Below are 17,957 nucleotides of genomic sequence, written 5' to 3'. Positions count from 1 at the left end.
CAAACTCACAACGAACCCTCGCCCCCCAGGGGGCACAGCTGTTGTTGTACGGGCGGGTGTTGGGCGGGCGGGTGCCGAACGAGCGGGTGCCGAACGGGCGAGTGCTGTACGGGCGAGGCCGGAGGCCTATGCCTCTTCCTCTTCCGCACGCTCCCGCAGCTGCTCCTCGCTCAGCCCGCGGCGCCAGTAGCCCACGAACGTCACGCGCTTGCGGTCGAACTTCCGCTCCTGGACGAGGTGGCGGCGCAGCGCCCGTACGGACGACGACTCACCCGCGATCCAGGCGTACGGCGTGCCTTCGGGCAACTCCGCGTCGGGGACGGCGCGTACCGCGTCCAGCGCGCAGGGCGCGTTCTCGTCCCGTACCAGCCAGGTGATGTCCGCGTCGGCCGCCGTGGTCAGCTCCAGGCGGTCGTCGGCGTGCTGGACCTCGATCCAGACCTTGGCCCTCGTCCCGGCCGGCAGCCACTCCAGGGCGGCCGCGGCGGCCGGCAGCGCCGTCTCGTCCGCCCACATCAGGACCCAGTCGCTGTCCTCGGGCGGGCGGAAGCGTACGGCGGTGTTGTCCTCGACCGCCGGCCCGAGGACCACGACACGGTCACCGGCGCTCGCCTGCGCCGCCCAGCGGCAGGCGGGCCCGCCGTCGTCGTGGAGCGCGAAGTCGATGTCGACCTCGTCGGCCCCGGCCCCGTCGGCGGCGCGGCGCTGCTCGCGCAGGGTGTACGAGCGCATGACCGCGCGTACGTCGTCGGGCAGCGCGCGGTACGTCGCGAACCAGTCCGGTGCCGTCTCCGGCGGAAGCACCGGCTCCGGCTGGCCGGGATGCGGCAGGAAGAGGGAGAGGCTCTGGTCGCGGCCTCCGGAGGCGAAGGCCCGCAGGTCCTCGCCACCGAACGTCACCCGGAGCATGGAGGTGCTGAGCCGTCGCGTCCGCACGACCGTCAGGCCGAAGAAGCGGAACGGGACGATGGCGGTGTCGGCGGCGGCTTCAGTCCCTGTCATCGTCAGGCGACCTTCTTGGCCTTCTCGATGGCCTCGGCGAGGTCTTCGAGGATCGGCGCGCACTTGTCGTAGGAGTAGATCGGCTCCGTGGTGCGCGGGATGACCTGACCGGCCTTGACGGCGGGCAGGCGGGTCCAGGTCGGCTTGTTCTTGAGGTCGGAGGGCTGCAGGATCCCGGTCCGGTTGTCCATCATGATGATGTCGGCCTGGTACTTGTCGATGTTCTCCCAGCTCAGCTCCTCGAAGAAGCCGGCCGCGTTCACCTTCGGCTCGACGAACTTCACGCCCAGCTCCTGGAAGTACAGCGTGTCCGCGGACATCTTCGCGAGGGAGACGTAGAAGAGCTCCGGGCTCGCGGAGCCGATCATGACCTTGACCTTCGGGTTGGCCTTGGCGGCCTGGCGCAGGCGCTCGGCGGCCTTCTCGAAGCGGGCCTTGGCGTCGGTGGTCTTCTTGGCCTTCAGGTCGGCGCCGAGGGACGCGGCGAGGTCGGCGTGGCGCTGGATCGCCTTGGGGATGGTGGTCTCCGCGGCCCACAGGGCGACGCTCGGGGCGACCTTGAGGATCTTCGCGCTGGACGCCTCGGGGACGTACCAGAGCTTGTCCTTCTCCCACATGGCCGTGACAAGCAGGTCGGGGTTGAGCGCGACGTAGGCCTCGACATTGAACTCGTCGTAGACATTGCCGATGATCTTGACCTTGTTGATGTCGAGGTCGCCGGCCTGCACGTCGGCCTTGCCGTCGGCGGTCTTGGTCGGGCCGAACACGCCCTTGACCTCTATGCCGAAGTCGTGGAGGGCGGCGGCGACGCCGGTGAACGCGACGATGTTCTTCGGGGTGGCGGGGCTCTTCACCGTCTTGCCGCGGTCGTCCTTGAAGGACCACGGTCCCGACTTCCCCGCGGCCTTGTCCTCGCTTTTCGCGGCGGTCTCGCCGCAGGCGGTCAGCGCGGCGCCGATGCCGAGGGCGCCGCCGGCGGCCAGCAGGCTGCGACGGGAAAGGTGGGAAGCTCGGGCGTGAGGCATGACGGTGTCTGCTTTCGTACGTGCGGGGTCCACCACGGGACAAGTCCGAAGGTAGGTTAGCCTAACCTCATTCGTTGTCCAGGGGTGGACCCGGGAAGCCTCCACGGCCCGCCGTACGACGGTCAGCTCGTGAGGCCCAACTCCCGTGCGATCAGCATGCGCTGGACCTCGCTCGTGCCCTCACCGATCTCCAGGATCTTGGAGTCGCGCCACATGCGGGCGACCGGGTACTCGTTCATGAAGCCGTAGCCGCCGTGGATCTGGGTGGCCTCGCGGGCGTTGTCGACCGCCACCGTGGAGGAGTACAGCTTCGCGAGCGCCGCCTCCTTCTTGAACGGCTCCCCCTGGACCAGGCGTGACGCCGCGTCGCGCCAGCCGATGCGGGCCATGTGGGCGCGCATCTCCATGTCGGCGATCTTGAACTGGATCGCCTGGTTGGAGCCGATGGGACGGCCGAAGGTGTGGCGCTCCTTCGCGTACGCCACCGACTCGTCGACGCAGCCCTGGGCGAGGCCGGTCGCGAGTGCCGAGATGGCGACGCGGCCCTCGTCAAGGATGCGCAGGAACTGGGCGTAACCGCGGCCCTCTTCACCGAGCAGGTTGGCGAACGGGACGCGTACGTCGGAGAAGGAAAGCTCGCGGGTGTCCGAGGCGTTCCAGCCGACCTTGGAGTACGGGGCGGCGACGGTGAAGCCGGGGGTACCGGACGGGACGATGATCGCGGAGATCTCCGGCTTGCCGTCGGGCTTGCGGCCCGTCACCGCGGTGACCGTGACGAGGCCGGTGATGTCCGTACCGGAGTTGGTGATGAAGCACTTGGAGCCGTTGATCACCCACTCGTCGCCCTCGCGGCGTGCGGTGGTCTTCGTGCCGCCGGCGTCCGAGCCGCAGTCCGGTTCGGTCAGGCCGAACGCGCCCAGCAGCTCGCCGGAGCAGAGGCGGGGCAGCCACTCGCGCTTCTGCTCCTCCGTGCCGAAGCGGAAGATCGGCATCGCGCCGAGCGAGACGCCGGCTTCGAGGGTGATGGCCACGGACGAGTCCACTCGGGCCAGCTCTTCGAGGGCGATGCCGAGGGCGAGGTAGTCGCCGCCCATGCCGCCGTACTCCTCGGGGAAAGGCAGCCCGAAGAGGCCCATGCGGCCCATTTCGCGGACGATCTCGTACGGGAACTCGTGGCGCTCGTAGAGGTCACCGATCTTCGGGGCGACGACGTCGTGGGCGAACTCCTCGACCGTGCGGCGGAGTTCTTCGTGTTCGGCGGAGAGGCGGTGGTCGAGGGGCATGGCTACGACTCCTTGTGGGACAGGGCACGCACGGTGCGGGAGGGGCTGGGGCGGCCCAGCCGTTCGGCCATCCACGCGCTGGTGGCGGTGAGGCGGCCGAGGTCGACCCCGGTTTCGATGCCGAGGCCGTCGAGCATCCACACGAGGTCTTCGGTGGCGAGATTTCCGGTGGCGCTCTTCGCGTACGGGCAGCCGCCGAGGCCGCCTGCGGAGGCGTCCACGGTGGTGACGCCCTGCTGGAGTGCGGCGAGGGTGTTGGCGAGGGCCTGGCCGTACGTGTCGTGGAAGTGCACGCCGATCGCGGAGGTCGGGACTCCGGCCTCGTTGAGGGCGGTGAGCAGGGCCACGACGTGGCCGGGGGTGGCAACGCCGATCGTGTCGCCGAGGCTCAGTTCGTCGCACCCGAGGTCGAGGAGCGCCTTGGCGACCCTGACCACCTGCCGGATCGGGACGGCCCCTTCCCAGGGGTCGCCGAAGCACATGGAGAGGTAGCCGCGTACGTGGACCTTGTCCTCCCGCGCGCGGGCGACGACCGGCTCGAACATGGCGAGCGACTCGTCGACGGTCCGGTTGAGGTTGCGGCTCGCGAACGTCTCGGTCGCACTCCCGAACACGGCGATCCGGCGCGCGCCGAGCGCGAGGGCGCGGTCGAGGCCGCGGGAGTTCGGTACGAGAACGGGAAGCTCGGCGTTCACATCGCGCAGGAGAGGGAACAGCTCTTCGGCATCCGCGAGCTGGGGCACCCATTTGGGGTGCACGAAGCTGGTCGCCTCCACCGTGGTGAGTCCGGCGTCGGCCAGACGGTGGATGAACTCGGCCTTCACCTCGGTCGGTACGACGGTCTTCTCGTTCTGGAGGCCGTCGCGGGCGCCGACTTCGTGGACGCGTACGTGAGTCGGCAGGTTCTTCGCCGGTACGCGCATCGGCAGTCCATCGGGGCCGGCGGCGGTCATGACTCCTCCTGCGGGGTGACCACGGCCAGGACCTGGTCCATGGCGACGGTGGAGCCCGGCGTCACGTCGAGCTCGGTGACGGTGCCGGCGTGCGGGGCGGAGATGACGTGTTCCATCTTCATGGCCTCGACGACGAGGAGGCTCTGCCCGGCGTCGACGTGGTCTCCGACGGCCACCTTGACCACGGTGACGGTGCCGGGCATGGGCGCCGCGAGGGTGTCGACTCCGGAGCGGGCGCCGCCGGTCAGGCTCGCCTCGACCGGGTCGTGGTCCTGGACGTGCCAGGCGTCCCCGTCCCGGCCCAGCCACGTGCCCTCCGGGCCGGTCGCGTGGCTGAAGGTGTGGGTGACCCCGGCGAGTTCGACGGTGACGGTGTCCGCGTCGGCGGTGACGATGCGGGCGCGCACGGGCAGCGGTTCTTCTTCCCCCACCCCGCCCGCTCCCGGCACGTGCGGTTCCGCCGCGAGAGGCGGCAAGCCGCCCGCCGCCCGCGGGGGCAGCGGCGCCCCGCCGTTCCCGGACCCGGCTTCGTCCGGGTTCTGGGCGGGTGCGTAGTCCGGGCGCGTGCCGCCGGCCTGCGCGGGCTGTGGCTCCCCGCCGGGCGGGGTGACCGGTTGCAGGGGGATGGCGGTTGCCAGGTCCGGGGGCGTCGGATGCGGGTCGGGGAGCTGGAGTTCCAGGCCGGTCGCCGTGGTGCGCAGGCGGATCGCCACCGGGTCGTGGCCCGGTACGCGGGCGTGGTGCACCGTCCAGGCGGGGGTGCCGCCCAGGCGCCAGCCCGTGCGGGCGGAGAAGGGGTCCGTCCACGCCGGGGGTTCGCCGGTGACGGCCGTCTCCCCGGCCCGCAGCAGCGCCGCCGCCGCGTACACCTCCGGCGGCACGCCGTCCGGGACCAGGCTGTCCGCGTCGCGTTCGACCAGGCCCGTGTCCAGCGCGCCCGAGACCACGTCCGGGTGGGCCAGCAGGCGGCGCAGGAAGCCCGCGTTCGTCGGGACGCCCAGGGTGACGGTGTCGGCGAGGGCCGCGCGCAGTCGGCGCAGGGCGGTGGCGCGGTCCGGGGCGTACGCGATGACCTTGGACAGCATCGGGTCGTAGAGGCTGCCCACCTCCGTGCCCTCCGTGAGGCCCGAGTCGGTCCGTACGCCGTCGCCCTGCGGCTCGTTCAGGGCGAGGATCGTGCCGCCCGAGGGGAAGAAACCGCGGGAGCCCGCCTTGATGGACACAGTCTCCGCGCAGATACGGGCCTCCACCGCGTGGCCCGTGAGCGTGATGTCCTTCTGCGTGAAGGGCAGTTCCTCACCGGCCGCGATCCTCACCTGCCACTCCACCAGGTCCAGGCCGGTGATCAGCTCCGTCACCGGGTGCTCCACCTGGAGGCGGGTGTTCATCTCCATGAAGTAGTACGCCGACGGGTCGTTGCCCGGGACGATGAACTCCACCGTGCCCGCGCCCCGGTAGCCGCAGGAGCGTGCCGCCTGGACCGCCGCCTCGCCCATCGCCGCGCGCGTCGCCTCGTCCAGGAGGACCGACGGCGCCTCCTCGATGATCTTCTGGTGCCGGCGCTGGAGGGAACATTCGCGCTCACCGAGGTGGACCACGTTTCCGTGGGCGTCCGCCAGGACCTGGATCTCGATGTGCCGGGGGCGGTCGATCCACCGCTCCACCAGCAGCGTGTCGTCGCCGAACGAGGCCCGCGCCTCGCGCCGCGCCGCCGCGATCTCGTCGGCCAGTGCCGACTCGACCCGGGTCAGCCGCATGCCCTTGCCGCCACCGCCCGCCGAGGGCTTCAGGAGGACCGGCATGCCGATCTCCCGTGCCGCCGCCGCCAGTTCGTCGTCCGTCAGGCCGCTGCCGGATGAGCCGGGAACGACCGGCACGCCCGCCGCCCGTACCGTCTCCTTCGCCCGGATCTTGTCGCCCATGAGAGCTATGGCGGAGGAGGGAGGGCCGATGAAGGCGAGGCCCGCGTCCGCGCACGCCTGCGCGAACGCGGCGTTCTCGGCGAGGAAGCCGTAGCCCGGGTGGACGGCCTGCGCGCCGGTACGGGCGGCCGCCTCCAGCAGGCGGTCCGTGCGGAGGTAGCTCTCCGACGCCGCCGCCGGGCCGATACGGACCGCCGTGTCCGCCTCCCGTACATGACGGGCGTCCGCGTCCGCGTCGCTGAACACGGCCACCGAGCGCACGCCCAGCTCCCGCAGCGTGCGGATGACGCGGACCGCGATCTCGCCACGGTTGGCGACCAGGACGGTGTCGAACATGGGAACCATGGGGACCATGGGGAACTCCGTCATCTGTCTCTCACATCCGGAAGACGCCGAAGGCGGGCTCGGCCAGGGGCGCGTTGGCGCAGGCCGTCAGGGCCAGGCCCACGACCTGCCGGGTCTCCAGCGGGTCGATCACGCCGTCGTCCCACAGCCGCGCCGTCGCGTAGTAGGCGTTGCCCTGGGCCTCGTACTGCTCGCGGATCGGCGCCTTGAACGCCTCCTCCTCCGCGGCGGGCCACTCCTCGCCCCGCGCTTCGAGCTGGTCGCGCTTGACGGTCGCCAGCACCGACGCCGCCTGCTCGCCGCCCATCACCGAGATCTTCGCGTTGGGCCACATCCACAGGAAGCGCGGCGAGTACGCCCGGCCGCACATCGAGTAGTTGCCCGCGCCGTACGACCCGCCGACGACGACCGTCAGCTTCGGCACGCGCGTGCACGCCACCGCCGTCACCATCTTCGCGCCGTGCTTGGCGATGCCGCCCGCTTCGTAGTCCCTGCCGACCATGAAGCCCGAGATGTTCTGGAGGAAGAGCAGGGGGATGCCGCGCTGGTCGCACAGCTCGATGAAGTGCGCGCCCTTCTGGGCGGATTCGGAGAACAGGATGCCGTTGTTCGCGACGATGCCGACCGGGTGCCCGTGGATCCGGGCGAAGCCGGTGACCAGCGTCTGGCCGAACTCCGCCTTGAACTCCTGGAAGCGTGAGCCGTCGACCGTACGGGCGATCACTTCCCGCACGTCATAGGGCGTACGGGAGTCCACCGGCACCGCGCCGTACAGCCCGGCCGGGTCGACCTTCGGCTCATCGACCGGCTCCACCGGCCACGGCAGCGGGCCGCGCTCCGGGAGCGTCGCGACGATGTTGCGGACGATGCGCAGGGCGTGGGCGTCGTCCTCCGCCAGGTGGTCGGTGACGCCCGACGTGCGGGAGTGGACCTCACCGCCGCCCAGCTCCTCCGCCGTGACGACCTCGCCCGTCGCGGCCTTCACCAGGGGCGGCCCGCCCAGGAAGATCGTGCCCTGGTTGCGCACGATCACGGCCTCGTCGCTCATCGCGGGTACGTACGCCCCGCCCGCCGTGCAGGAGCCGAGCACCGCCGCGATCTGCGGGATGCCCGCCCCCGACATGCGGGCCTGGTTGTAGAAGATCCGCCCGAAGTGCTCGCGGTCCGGGAAGACCTCGTCCTGCATGGGGAGGAAGGCGCCGCCGGAGTCCACCAGGTACAGGCAGGGGAGGTGGTTCTCAAGGGCCACCTCCTGGGCGCGGAGGTGCTTCTTGACGGTCATCGGGTAGTACGTGCCGCCCTTGACCGTGGCGTCATTGGCGACGATCACCACCTCGCGGCCGCTCACCCGCCCGATCCCGGCGATCACTCCCGCGGCCGGCGCCGCCCCGCCGTACATCCCCTCGGCCGCCAGCGGAGCCAGCTCCAGGAAGGGCGATCCGGGGTCGAGGAGCGTGTCCACGCGGTCGCGGGGGAGCAGCTTGCCGCGCGCGGTGTGCCGGGCACGGGCCTTCTCACCGCCGCCGAGCCGCGCCGCGGCCAGCCGCCCACGCAGCCCCTCCACGAGCTCCTGGTGGGCCGCTTCATTGGCCCGCCATGTCTCGGCTGCCGGATCGGCGGTGCTGGTCAGCACCGGTGCCTGCCGCATCTCCTGAGCCCCCTTGCCCGGTCGATGTGATGTTAGTGAGCGTTAACGCCCTTTCAGGTTAACGAGCGCTAACCGACGTGTCCAGGGCTGTGGATTCCTCCTTCGGTATGACGTGTTCAAGATCCGGACGTGTCAGGATCTGACCCGACCACACACGGGGACGGGACTTGTGACGACACTGCGGGACACGGCCATACAGGACACGGCCATACGGGACACGGCGATACAGCCACAGCCGCGCCGGCGCATCCTGGAGGTCGACGCCCTTCGCGGCTTCGCCCTCCTCGGCATCCTGCTGGTCAACACCTTGACCATGGCCGGCTCGCAGGGCCTGCTGGGCGGCCGTCCGCCCGCCACGGCCGACGCCGTGACCCTGTGGCTGGTCGACTTCCTCGCGCAGAGCAAGTTCTATCTGCTCTTCTCGTTCCTCTTCGGCTACAGCTTCACCCTCCAGGCGGCCTCGGCCGAGCGCGCCGGCGCCCGCTTCGGGCCGCGGACGATGCGGCGCCTGCTGGGGCTGTTCGTCCTCGGGGCCCTGCACGTGGTGTTCCTCTACATCGGCGACATCCTGACGACGTATGCCCTGCTCGGCCTGATCCTCTTCGCCGCCCGCCGGGCCACCCCCGAAGGGGCGTACCGCGCCGCGCTCTGGGTGTGGGGCGTTTTCGGCTCGCTTCTGCTGCTGCTCGGCGTGCTCGGGACGCTCACCGGCCTCGAAGGCGACGCCGACCGGGCCGCCGTGGCCGCCGAAGCCGCGGAACTCACCGCCGCCTACCGGGGCGGTTTCACCGATGTCGTGGGTGCGAACCTCGGACAGCTGCCGTTCGCCGTCTTCGCGCTGGTCACCATGAGCGGCTTCGTGGTCGCCGCCTTCCTGATGGGGCTCTCGGCCGGGAAGCGGCAGTGGCTCACGCGGGCCGACGGGGCGAGTCTGCGCCGTATCCTCTGGACCGGCCTCTGCGTGGGCGTGCCCGCCGCCGCCTTCGCGGCCTCCGGTGTGGCAGGCCCGCTCTCGCCCCGCTGGGAGCTGCTTGCCGCCATGACCGGCGTCGTCGTGGCACCGGCACTCAGTGCGGCGTACGTCGCCGGGCTGCTGCTCTGGTTCGGTACGCCGAGCGGGGCGCGGGCCGCCGGGGTGCTCGCACCCGCCGGGCGCATGGCGCTGACCAATTACCTCACCCAGTCGCTGGTCATGGCACTGATCTTCACCGGGTACGGTCTCGGCCTGTACGGACGCGTGGGCATCGCCGTCCCCGTCTGTATCGCGCTCGTGCTGTACGCGGCGCAGCTCGCGCTCAGTGGCCTGCTCATGCGGCGGTACCGGCTCGGTCCGGTGGAATGGGTGCTGCGCGCCTTCACCCACTTGCGCGAGCGCCCCCGTCAGGTTAACGAGCGCTAACAAGCCGGTTTAGAATGGCGTCATGAGCACCAACGCCGCCGCCCGCGTCGCGGCCCCGACCCGCCGCGAGCAGATCCTCAAGGAGGCCGCCCGCCTCTTTGCCGAGCGCGGCTTCCACGGCGTGGGCGTCGACGAGATAGGCGCCGCCGTCGGCATCAGCGGCCCCGGTCTCTACCGCCACTTCCCGGGCAAGGACGCCATGCTCGCCGAGCTGCTCGTCGGCATCAGCGAGCGGCTGCTGGACGGCGGCAGGCAGCGCGCCGCCGCGGAGTCCGCCGACAGCCCGGCAGCCGTCCTCGGCTCCCTCATCGACGGGCACATCGACTTCGCGCTGGACGACCGGCCGCTGATCACCCTGCACGACCGCGAACTGGACCGGCTCAGGGAGAGCGACCGCAAGCGGGTGCGCCAGCTCCAGCGGCAGTACGTCGAGCTGTGGGTCACCGTCGTACGGGAGCTGAATCCCGACGTACCGGAGGCGGAGGCGCGGTCGGCCGTGCACGCGGTGTTCGGGCTGCTCAACTCGACGCCGCACCTGGGGTCGTACGGTAACGGGCTGCCGGGGCGGGCGGCGATGGAGGGGCTGCTGCGGCGGCTGGCCCACGGCGCGTTCGCGGCCCTTGCGCCACGGACGGTGGCCTGAGGCCTGACCGGGGCTGCGCCTGTGCAGGCCCTGCCGAACTCCCGGGGCTCCGCCCCGGCCCCCGGTCCTCAAATGCCGGACGGGCTGGATCTGCCGGGCGGTGGCGAGTTCGGTGGACGGTGGCGAGTTTGGCGGACGGGGTTGCTTCGCAGGCGGCGGTGGCTTTGCCGGACGGGGGTCGGAGGCGGACGGCACAATGGGCTCATGCCGATACCCAGCCGCGCCGCCCTTGTCGACCACCTCGCCCGCACCCGCATCGCCGGTGACGTCGCCACCCCCCGCGACAACAACCTCTCCCACTACCGCAAGCTCGCGAACGGCGACCGCCACTACTGGCTCGGTCTCGAACTCGGTGACCGCTGGACCGACGAGCAGGACGTACTCGCCGTGATGGCGGAGCGCTGCGGCGTCAGCGACGACCCCGAGCACCGCATGGGCCAGGACACCATCGACCCCGAGCTGACCGTCGACGCCCTGGAGCGGATGGCGGCGCGGCTGCGCAAGGCCGCCGCGGGCAAGGAGCGGGTGCTGTTCGCGACCGGGCACCCGGGCGGGCTGCTCGACGTACACCGGCAGACCGCGGACGCGCTGCGCCGCGCCGGCTGCGAGATCGTACGCATCCCGGGCGGGCTCATGGCCGACGAGGGCATGGTGTTCCAGTTCGCGGACGTCGCGATGCTGGAGCGCGGCGCGACGCTCTGGCACACGCACTCGCCCGAGCCCATGGCGGCGATCCTCAACGGAATGGAGCACGAGGGGCGGCCGCTGCCCGACCTGGTCGTCGCCGACCACGGGTGGGCGGGCTGCGCGGGACAGCGCGGAATCGACGCCGTCGGATACGCCGACTGCAACGACCCGGCGCTCTTCATCGCCGAGGCGGAAGGCACGCTCCAGGTCACCGTCCCGCTCGACGACCACGTCACCGACCCGCGCTTCTACGACCCGATGACGGCGTACCTGCTGGACTCGGCGGGCCTGACGGACGGCGCCGACCCGGCGTCCTGACGTAAACAGTGGGCAACGGTCAGCGGGGTACCCGGACCACGCCCTCCTGGATGACGGAGATCGCCAGCCGGCCGTCCTGCGTGTAGATCCTGGCCTGCCCCAGGCCCCGCCCGCCCGACGCGGACGGCGACTCCTGGTCGTACAGCAGCCATTCGTCCGCCCGGAACGGCCGGTGGAACCACATCGCGTGGTCGAGCGACGCGCCGACCACGTCGCCGGTGGCCCAGCCGCCGCGCCCGTGCGCGAGCAGCACCGAGTCGAGCAGCGTCATGTCGGAGACGTACGTGGCGAGGCAGACGTGCAGGAGCGGGTCGTCGGCGAGTTTGCCGTTCGTACGGAACCAGACCTGCGAGCGCGGCTCGCGCGGTTCGCCGATGCTGCCGTACGGCGGTGCGTCGACGTACCGCAGATCGACCGCCGCGCGGGCTTCGAGCATGCGGTCGACGACGCCCGGGTCGAGGAAGTGATCGGCGTACCGCGGCAGCATCTGGGCGGCCGTCGGGAGTGTCTCGGGGTCCGGCGCGGGCGGCATGGGCGCCTGGTGCTCCAGGCCCTCCTCGTACGTCTGGAAGGACGCGGAGAGATGGAAGATCGGCTGGCCGTGCTGGACGGCGACGACGCGCCGCGTGGTGAAGGAGCGGCCGTCGCGGATGCGGTCGACGGTGTAGACGATGGGCGCGCCCGGGTCCCCCGCGCGCAGGAAGTACGCGTGCAGGGAGTGCGCGAGGCAGTCCTCGGGGACGGTGCGGCCCGCGGCGACGAGAGCCTGGGCGGCGACCTGACCGCCGAACACACGGGGGATGATCGCCGAACGGCTCACGCCTCGGAAGATGTCCTCCTCGATCTGCTCCAGGTCGAGCAGATCGAGGAGGGCGTCAAGTGCCTTGTGCATCAGGGATGTTTACAGGTCGGCAGGGTGGGTCCTACAGACCCATGTCCTTCGCGATGATCATCTTCATGACCTCGCTGGTGCCGCCGTAGATGCGGTTCACGCGGTTGTCCGCGTACAGGCGGGCGATCGGGTACTCGTTCATGAAGCCGTAACCGCCGTGCAGCTGGAGGCACTTGTCGATGACGCGGTGCGCGACCTCGGTGGCGAACAGCTTCGCGGACGCGGCCTCGGCGGGGGTCAGCTCGCCCGCGTCCAGGGCCTCCAGGGCGCGGTCGACGACGGCCTCGGCGGCGTCCACCTCGGCCTGGCAGGCGGCCAGTTCGAACTTGGTGTTCTGGAAGGCGGCCACCGGCTTGCCGAAGACCGTGCGCTCCTGCACGTACTGCTGGGCGAACCGGATGGCGGCCTTGGCCTGCGCGTACGCGCCGAAGGCGATGCCCCAGCGCTCGGAGGCCAGGTTCTTGCCCAGGTAGCCGAAGCCCTTGTTCTCCTCGCCGAGCAGGTCGTCGACCGGCACCTTCACGTCGACGAACGCCAGCTCGGCGGTGTCGGAGGTCTTGAGGCCGAGCTTGTCCAGCTTGCGGCCCACCGAGTAACCCTCGGACTTGGTGTCCACGGCGAACAGGGAGATGCCGAAGCGGCGGTCGTCCTCGCGCGGGGCGGAGGTACGGGCGCACACGATGACGCGGTCGGCGTGCACACCGCCGGTGATGAAGGTCTTGGCGCCGTTGAGGACGTAGTGCGTGCCGTCCTCGGAGAGCTTGGCGGTGGTCTTCATGCCCGCGACGTCGGAGCCGGTGCCCGGCTCGGTCATCGCCAGCGCCCACATCTCCTCGCCGGACACGAACTTCGGCAGGTAGCGCTTCTTCTGCTCGTCGGTGGCGAGCATCTCGATGTAGGGCAGGCCGAGCAGCACGTGCACCCCGGAGCCACCGAAGGAGACGCCCGCGCGCGCGGTCTCCTCGTACATCACGGCCTCGTACTTGTGCGACTCGATGCCCGCGCCGCCGTACTCCTCGGGGACGCGGATACCGAAGACGCCCAGCTCGCCGAGCTTGTAGTAGAAGTCGCGCGGCGCCTGGCCAGCGGCGAACCACTCGTCGTAGACGGGGACGACCTCGGCCTCGATGAAGGCGCGGATGGTCTCCCGGAACGCCTGGTGGTCCTCGTTGAATACGGTCCGGCGCACGGGACGCCCCTTCCTTTGCGGCTAAACCGCCGCCGCTCTCGCGGAGGTGGTTGCTCGCCGTTTGGGTTACTCAATTGATGACTGGTGCACTAAGCGCTTGCTCACCCAAAAGTTACCGGGTGGTCACCAAGGCTGTCCAGGCTCCGGGACGGTCGTACGCGTCACAGCCAGCGCAGCGCGAACCACAGGTCCATCCGTACGTCCGCGTCGTCCAGGTCGGCGTCGAGGAGGGTCGCGCAGCGGGCGATGCGCTGGCGGACCGTGTTGCGGTGGACGTCGAGCGCGACGGCCGTACGGTCCCAGCTCCCGTGCAGCGAGAGCCAGGTGCGCAGGGTGGAGGTGAGGGCGGGGGAGTCGGCGATCGACGCGAGCTGTACGCGGGCGTGGGCCCGGGCCTCGTCCGGCGTGATCAGCGAGGCGAGCCCTTCGCCCGCCTCGGCCCGGTCGCGCACGAGGGGGCTGCGGGTGGCCTCGGCCCGGCGTACGGCCCGTTCGGCGCGGATGTCGGCGGCGGGCAGGTCGGATGCGGGTACGGGGGAGCTGACGCCGAGGATCCAGCCGGGCTGCGGCTCGATGTCCCGGGCGTCGCCCGCGAGCAGTACCCGTACGACCCCTTCCTCTGTCGCGTCCACCAGCGCGCTGCCGAGGGCCGCGCCGAGCGCCGCGGCGGCCAGCGGATCGGGCCCGGCGGGGGCGGCCACCGGCCGGGCGTGCACCACGGTCCAGCCGCCCGCGCCGAGCAGCGGCGCCACCTCGGCCGCGTCCGCCCCGAGCAGCAGCCGCACCAGCGCGGCGGCGCGGGCGGATTCCGCGGCGCCCTGATGCGGCGTGGTGAGCAGCGACAGGAGTACGACGGCGACGCCCGCGATGGTGTGGTCGCCGGCCTCGCGCCGGTCCGAGGCCACCCCGAGCACGAGCCGCTGGCCGCCGGCGAGGGCATAGGCGGCGAGATGGCTGCCGCCGGCGGTGTCGGTGGCGGACGCGGGCGTTGTCCTGGGGGCGGGGCCGGTCGGGGGTGCGGGTGCGGGGGTGGTCTTGGGGACGGGCGTGGGTGCCGCGGTGGTCTTGGGGCTGGGCCCGGTCGCGGGTGTGGTCCTCGATGCGGGCGAAACGGCCGGGGGCGTGGTCGTGCCGGTGGGCGCGGTGCCGGGCGCGGCGGGCTCGCTCGCAGTCGGCTCCGGCTGCGGCGGGTTGACCACGCGGGCGAGCCGGGTCAGGGCCGCGTGCGCGTCCGGCGACGGCGGACGCCCCGCCGTGGCCAGGGGCGCCCCTTCCGCCGACAGCAGCACCGCCCACGCCCCGTCGAGCCGCGCGGTCAGCTGCCGCAGGACCGCGGGCACCGGGTCGGGCCGGGCCGCCGCCGTGGCCAGGCCCTGCTGGGCCTGCGCGACGCGGCGCAGCTCGCGGTGGCGGGCCTCCGCCATCAGCCGCCACACCGCGCGGGCAATCGCCGTGAACGTGGTCGGCGGCGGCACCTCCACCAGCGGCAGCCCGTACCGCTCGCAGGCCGCCACCAGGGCCGGCGGCACCGTGTCGTACACCGGCGCGACACCGAAGCCGAGCGCCGCCGCGCCCGCCGCCACCACCCGCGAGACGTAGTGGTCGGGGTCCGTGAGCTGGACCCCCGCCGTCAGGAGGAGCTCACCGCCGAGGAGGTACGGGTACGGGTCGCCCATCTCCGACGTATGCACCCAGTGCAGATCCGCGTCCTCGGGCCCCGCGATCCGGCGCAAGCCGAGCTCCTCCCGCGCCAGCAACGCCGCCAGCGAAACGGGTGGAGTGGGAGGGGCCGAAGGGGCGGAAGAGGAGGCCAGGGCGTCCGGCATGGATGGTCCATCCATCTGAGGTCGGCGAAGTGGATGAAACGTACACTTCAGCGTCGCCTTCCAGCCACCTAATGTCGAGCGAACCGGCGGCCGCGGGTACGGGCGGATGTCCCCGCACAAGAGCCGCCGCTCCCCCGTACCCCCGCACGACACGCCACCGAGGTGCTCGAAGGAGGATGGCCCATGGCCGTCGACTACGCGGTGATCGCCATATACCTGGCCGGAATGCTCGCCATGGGCTGGTGGGGCATGCGCCGCGCCAAGTCCAAGAGCGAGTTCCTGGTGGCCGGCCGCCGCCTCGGGCCCGGCATGTACTCCGGCACGATGGCCGCCATCGTCCTCGGCGGCGCCTCCACCATCGGCGGCGTCGGCCTCGGCTACCAGTACGGCCTCTCCGGCGCCTGGATGGTCTTCACCATCGGCCTCGGACTCCTCGCCCTCAGCATCTTCTTCTCCGCGCGCATCGCCCGCCTGAAGGTCTACACCGTCTCCGAGATGCTCGACCTCCGCTACGGCGGCGGCCGCGCCGGCATCATCTCGGGCGTCGTCATGTGGGCGTACACGCTGATGCTCGCCGTCACGTCGACCATCGCGTACGCCACGATCTTCGACGTCATCTTCGACATGGACCGCTCGCTGTCGATCATCCTCGGCGGCACCATCGTCGTCGCGTACTCGACGCTCGGCGGCATGTGGTCGATCACGCTGACCGACATGGTGCAGTTCGTCGTCAAGACGATCGGCGTGCTGCTCCTGCTCCTGCCGATCGCGGTCGTCAAGGCCGGCGGCTTCAGCGAGATGAAGGCGCGGCTGCCCACCGAGTACTTCGACCCGCTCGGCATCGGCGGCGAGACGATCTTCACGTACGTGCTGATCTACACGTTCGGCATGCTCATCGGCCAGGACATCTGGCAGCGCGTCTTCACGGCCCGCAGCGACAAGGTCGCCCGCTACGGCGGCACGGTCGCCGGTACGTACTGCCTGGTCTACGCCCTCGCCGGCGCCGTCATCGGCACCGCGGCCAAGGTCCTCTACCCCGACCTCGCCCACGCCGACGACGCCTTCGCGACGATCGTCAGGGACGAGCTGCCCATGGGCGTACGCGGCCTGGTCCTCGCGGCGGCGCTGGCGGCCGTGATGTCGACCTCGTCCGGCGCGCTGATCGCCTGCGCGACCGTCGCCAACAACGACATCTGGTCGCGGCTGCGCGGCGTGATCTCCCGCGAGAAGAGCGGCGAAGCCCACGACGAGGTGCGCGGCAACCGCGTCTTCATCCTGATCATGGGCATCGCGGTCGTCTGTATCGCCATCGCCCTGAACAACGTCGTCGAGGCGCTCACCGTCGCCTACAACCTGCTGGTCGGCGGCCTTCTGGTGCCGATCCTCGGCGGCCTGCTCTGGAAGCGCGGCACGGTGTACGGCGCCCTGGCGTCCGTCAGCGTCGGCGGCCTCGGGGTCCTCGGCCTGATGTGGTGGTACGGAATCCTCGCCAACCAGCCCGTCTACTACGGCCTGTTGCTGTCGCTCGCGGCGTACGTCGTCGTCAGCCTCGCCACCCGCCCGACCGACGCGGCCGTCCTGGCCGCGTGGCGTGAGCGGCTGGCGGGGCGGGGCGCCGAGCCCGAGCCCCGGGCCGCGTCCGAGTCCGTACCCACAGCGGGCTAAAGTCAGATAACGCAACGAAGCGTAGGAAAGAAGGCAATTCACATGAGCAGCAGCAGCGAGCAGCAGTTCCGCGGCCCCGTCGACTCCTCCCGCATCCCGCGGTACGCGGGCCCGGCGACCTTCGCGCGGCTGCCCCGCCTCGACGAGGTCGGCACCGCCGATGTCGCCGTCGTCGGCGTGCCCTTCGACTCCGGGGTCTCCTACCGCCCCGGCGCCCGCTTCGGCGGCAACGCGATCCGCGAGGCCTCGCGCCTCCTGCGCCCGTACAACCCGGCGCAGGACGCGTCGCCCTTCGCGCTCGCGCAGGTCGCGGACGCGGGTGACATCGCAGCCAACCCGTTCAACATCAACGAGGCCGTCGAGACGATCGAGGCCGCGGCCGACGACCTCATCGGCTCCGGCGCCCGCATGATGACGCTCGGCGGCGACCACACCATCGCCCTTCCGCTCCTGCGCTCGGTCGCGAAGAAGCACGGCCCGGTCGCGCTGCTCCACTTCGACGCGCACCTGGACACGTGGGACACGTACTTCGGCGCGGAATACACCCACGGCACGCCGTTCCGCCGGGCCGTCGAGGAGGGCATCCTCGACACCGAGGCGCTCTCCCACGTCGGTATCCGCGGCCCCCTCTACGGCAAGCAGGACCTGACCGACGACGAGAAGATGGGCTTCGGCATCGTCACCTCCTCGGACGTCTACCGGCGCGGCGCCGACGAGGTCGCCGACCAGCTCCGCCAGCGCATCGGCGACCGCCCGCTGTACATCTCCATCGACATCGACTGCCTCGACCCGGCCCACGCGCCCGGCACCGGCACGCCGGAGGCGGGCGGCATGACCTCCCGCGAGCTCCTGGAGATCCTGCGCGGCCTGTCGTCCTGCAACCTCGTCTCGGCGGACGTCGTCGAGGTCGCCCCGGCGTACGACCACGCGGAGATCACCTCCGTCGCGGCCTCCCACACGGCGTACGAGCTGACGACGATCATGTCCCGGCAGATCGCGGCACAGCGCGCCTCCGGCGCGGAGCGGTCCGCGAAGTAACCCCCCCGCCGCCGGGCCGTCGGGCGCGCTCGCTAGCGCCGCCGACTGCCCGGCGGCACCCTCGGCGGGCGGGCGGCCGGCCGCCCACGCGCCGGCACCCAGCGCCGTGCACGGCCTCGGCG

General features: G+C 71.6%; 14 protein-coding genes. 5 read left to right on the top strand and 9 right to left on the bottom strand.

The window, feature by feature from the left end; genetic code table 11:
* Nucleotides 1-126: 126 nt before the first annotated feature.
* The 6 genes from J7E91_RS00075 to J7E91_RS00045 form a co-directional block, all read right to left on the bottom strand.
* On the bottom strand, nucleotides 127-1,002 hold the full coding sequence (locus J7E91_RS00075) for a siderophore-interacting protein (RefSeq protein WP_214897963.1): 876 nt from the start codon (nucleotides 1,000-1,002) through the stop codon (nucleotides 127-129).
* 2 nt (nucleotides 1,003-1,004) lie between these two features.
* Nucleotides 1,005-2,027 (bottom strand): ABC transporter substrate-binding protein, encoded by a 1,023-nt coding sequence (locus tag J7E91_RS00070; protein ID WP_214897961.1) that lies wholly within the window; start codon nucleotides 2,025-2,027, stop codon nucleotides 1,005-1,007.
* Nucleotides 2,028-2,149: 122 nt separating this feature from the next.
* Nucleotides 2,150-3,310, bottom strand: coding sequence for an acyl-CoA dehydrogenase family protein (locus J7E91_RS00065; protein ID WP_214897959.1), 1,161 nt, complete (start codon nucleotides 3,308-3,310; stop codon nucleotides 2,150-2,152).
* Nucleotides 3,311-3,312: 2 nt separating this feature from the next.
* Nucleotides 3,313-4,263, bottom strand: coding sequence for a hydroxymethylglutaryl-CoA lyase (locus J7E91_RS00060; protein ID WP_214897956.1), 951 nt, complete (start codon nucleotides 4,261-4,263; stop codon nucleotides 3,313-3,315).
* Entirely contained in the window at nucleotides 4,260-6,521 is a 2,262-nt protein-coding gene (locus J7E91_RS00050) for a biotin carboxylase N-terminal domain-containing protein (RefSeq protein WP_251014970.1), read from the bottom strand. Before J7E91_RS00050 ends, J7E91_RS00060 begins: the two co-directional genes overlap by 4 nt.
* A gap of 40 nt (nucleotides 6,522-6,561) precedes the next feature.
* Nucleotides 6,562-8,178 carry a carboxyl transferase domain-containing protein gene (locus J7E91_RS00045; protein WP_214897954.1) on the bottom strand — a complete coding sequence of 539 codons (1,617 nt, stop codon included), beginning with the start codon at nucleotides 8,176-8,178 and terminating at the stop codon, nucleotides 6,562-6,564.
* A 169-nt stretch (nucleotides 8,179-8,347) separates the two neighbouring features.
* Here J7E91_RS00045 and J7E91_RS00040 point away from each other — a divergent pair, with 169 nt between their 5' ends.
* From J7E91_RS00040 to J7E91_RS00030, 3 genes are all read left to right on the top strand, one after another.
* A complete protein-coding gene (locus J7E91_RS00040; protein WP_308375878.1) occupies nucleotides 8,348-9,577 on the top strand; it encodes a DUF418 domain-containing protein in 1,230 nt (409 codons plus the stop codon).
* 22 nt (nucleotides 9,578-9,599) lie between these two features.
* Nucleotides 9,600-10,220, top strand: coding sequence for a TetR/AcrR family transcriptional regulator (locus J7E91_RS00035; RefSeq protein WP_214897952.1), 621 nt, complete (start codon nucleotides 9,600-9,602; stop codon nucleotides 10,218-10,220).
* A 204-nt stretch (nucleotides 10,221-10,424) separates the two neighbouring features.
* On the top strand, nucleotides 10,425-11,225 hold the full coding sequence (locus J7E91_RS00030) for a phosphatase (protein ID WP_214897950.1): 801 nt from the start codon (nucleotides 10,425-10,427) through the stop codon (nucleotides 11,223-11,225).
* Between the two features lie 19 nt (nucleotides 11,226-11,244).
* On the opposite strand, the gene tesB is transcribed toward J7E91_RS00030, so the two are convergent.
* From tesB to J7E91_RS00015, 3 genes are all read right to left on the bottom strand, one after another.
* Complete coding sequence (gene tesB / locus J7E91_RS00025; RefSeq protein ID WP_214897948.1) at nucleotides 11,245-12,117, bottom strand: acyl-CoA thioesterase II; 873 nt, start codon at nucleotides 12,115-12,117, stop codon at nucleotides 11,245-11,247.
* Nucleotides 12,118-12,148: 31 nt separating this feature from the next.
* The gene (locus J7E91_RS00020) at nucleotides 12,149-13,306 is read right to left on the bottom strand and encodes an acyl-CoA dehydrogenase family protein (RefSeq protein ID WP_214897946.1); all 1,158 of its coding nucleotides are present in this window, start codon (nucleotides 13,304-13,306) and stop codon (nucleotides 12,149-12,151) included.
* 161 nt (nucleotides 13,307-13,467) lie between these two features.
* Nucleotides 13,468-15,132, bottom strand: a complete 1,665-nt coding sequence (locus J7E91_RS00015; RefSeq protein ID WP_251014964.1) for a PucR family transcriptional regulator — start codon at nucleotides 15,130-15,132, stop codon at nucleotides 13,468-13,470.
* 183 nt (nucleotides 15,133-15,315) lie between these two features.
* Between J7E91_RS00015 and J7E91_RS00010 the strand changes: the two genes are divergently transcribed.
* Both J7E91_RS00010 and speB read left to right on the top strand, forming a co-directional pair.
* Complete coding sequence (locus J7E91_RS00010) at nucleotides 15,316-16,797, top strand: sodium:solute symporter (protein ID WP_214897942.1); 1,482 nt, start codon at nucleotides 15,316-15,318, stop codon at nucleotides 16,795-16,797.
* 42 nt (nucleotides 16,798-16,839) lie between these two features.
* The gene (gene speB / locus J7E91_RS00005; protein WP_214897939.1) at nucleotides 16,840-17,835 is read left to right on the top strand and encodes an agmatinase; all 996 of its coding nucleotides are present in this window, start codon (nucleotides 16,840-16,842) and stop codon (nucleotides 17,833-17,835) included.
* Nucleotides 17,836-17,957 lie beyond the last annotated feature (122 nt).

This window comes from Streptomyces sp. ISL-99 (assembly GCF_018614005.1).
In the GTDB taxonomy this organism is placed as follows: Bacteria; Actinomycetota; Actinomycetes; order Streptomycetales; family Streptomycetaceae; genus Streptomyces; species Streptomyces flavidovirens.
The sequence above is the reverse complement of the archived record's forward strand: the minus strand, read 5'-3'. Positions and strand labels throughout refer to the sequence as shown.

Excerpts from the sequence above, each read along its gene's own strand:
- speB (WP_214897939.1), top strand. The coding sequence starts at position 16,840 with ATGAGCAGCAGCAGCGAGCAGCAGTTCCGCGGCCCCGTCGACTCCTCC.
- J7E91_RS00015 (WP_251014964.1), bottom strand. The coding sequence starts at position 15,132 with ATGCCGGACGCCCTGGCCTCCTCTTCCGCCCCTTCGGCCCCTCCCACT.
- tesB (WP_214897948.1), bottom strand. The coding sequence starts at position 12,117 with ATGCACAAGGCACTTGACGCCCTCCTCGATCTGCTCGACCTGGAGCAG.
- J7E91_RS00060 (WP_214897956.1), bottom strand. The coding sequence starts at position 4,263 with ATGACCGCCGCCGGCCCCGATGGACTGCCGATGCGCGTACCGGCGAAG.
- J7E91_RS00065 (WP_214897959.1), bottom strand. The coding sequence starts at position 3,310 with ATGCCCCTCGACCACCGCCTCTCCGCCGAACACGAAGAACTCCGCCGC.
- J7E91_RS00075 (WP_214897963.1), bottom strand. The coding sequence starts at position 1,002 with ATGACAGGGACTGAAGCCGCCGCCGACACCGCCATCGTCCCGTTCCGC.
- J7E91_RS00010 (WP_214897942.1), top strand. The coding sequence starts at position 15,316 with ATGGCCGTCGACTACGCGGTGATCGCCATATACCTGGCCGGAATGCTC.
- J7E91_RS00030 (WP_214897950.1), top strand. The coding sequence starts at position 10,425 with ATGCCGATACCCAGCCGCGCCGCCCTTGTCGACCACCTCGCCCGCACC.
- J7E91_RS00035 (WP_214897952.1), top strand. The coding sequence starts at position 9,600 with ATGAGCACCAACGCCGCCGCCCGCGTCGCGGCCCCGACCCGCCGCGAG.
- J7E91_RS00045 (WP_214897954.1), bottom strand. The coding sequence starts at position 8,178 with ATGCGGCAGGCACCGGTGCTGACCAGCACCGCCGATCCGGCAGCCGAG.
- J7E91_RS00050 (WP_251014970.1), bottom strand. The coding sequence starts at position 6,521 with ATGTTCGACACCGTCCTGGTCGCCAACCGTGGCGAGATCGCGGTCCGC.
- J7E91_RS00070 (WP_214897961.1), bottom strand. The coding sequence starts at position 2,027 with ATGCCTCACGCCCGAGCTTCCCACCTTTCCCGTCGCAGCCTGCTGGCC.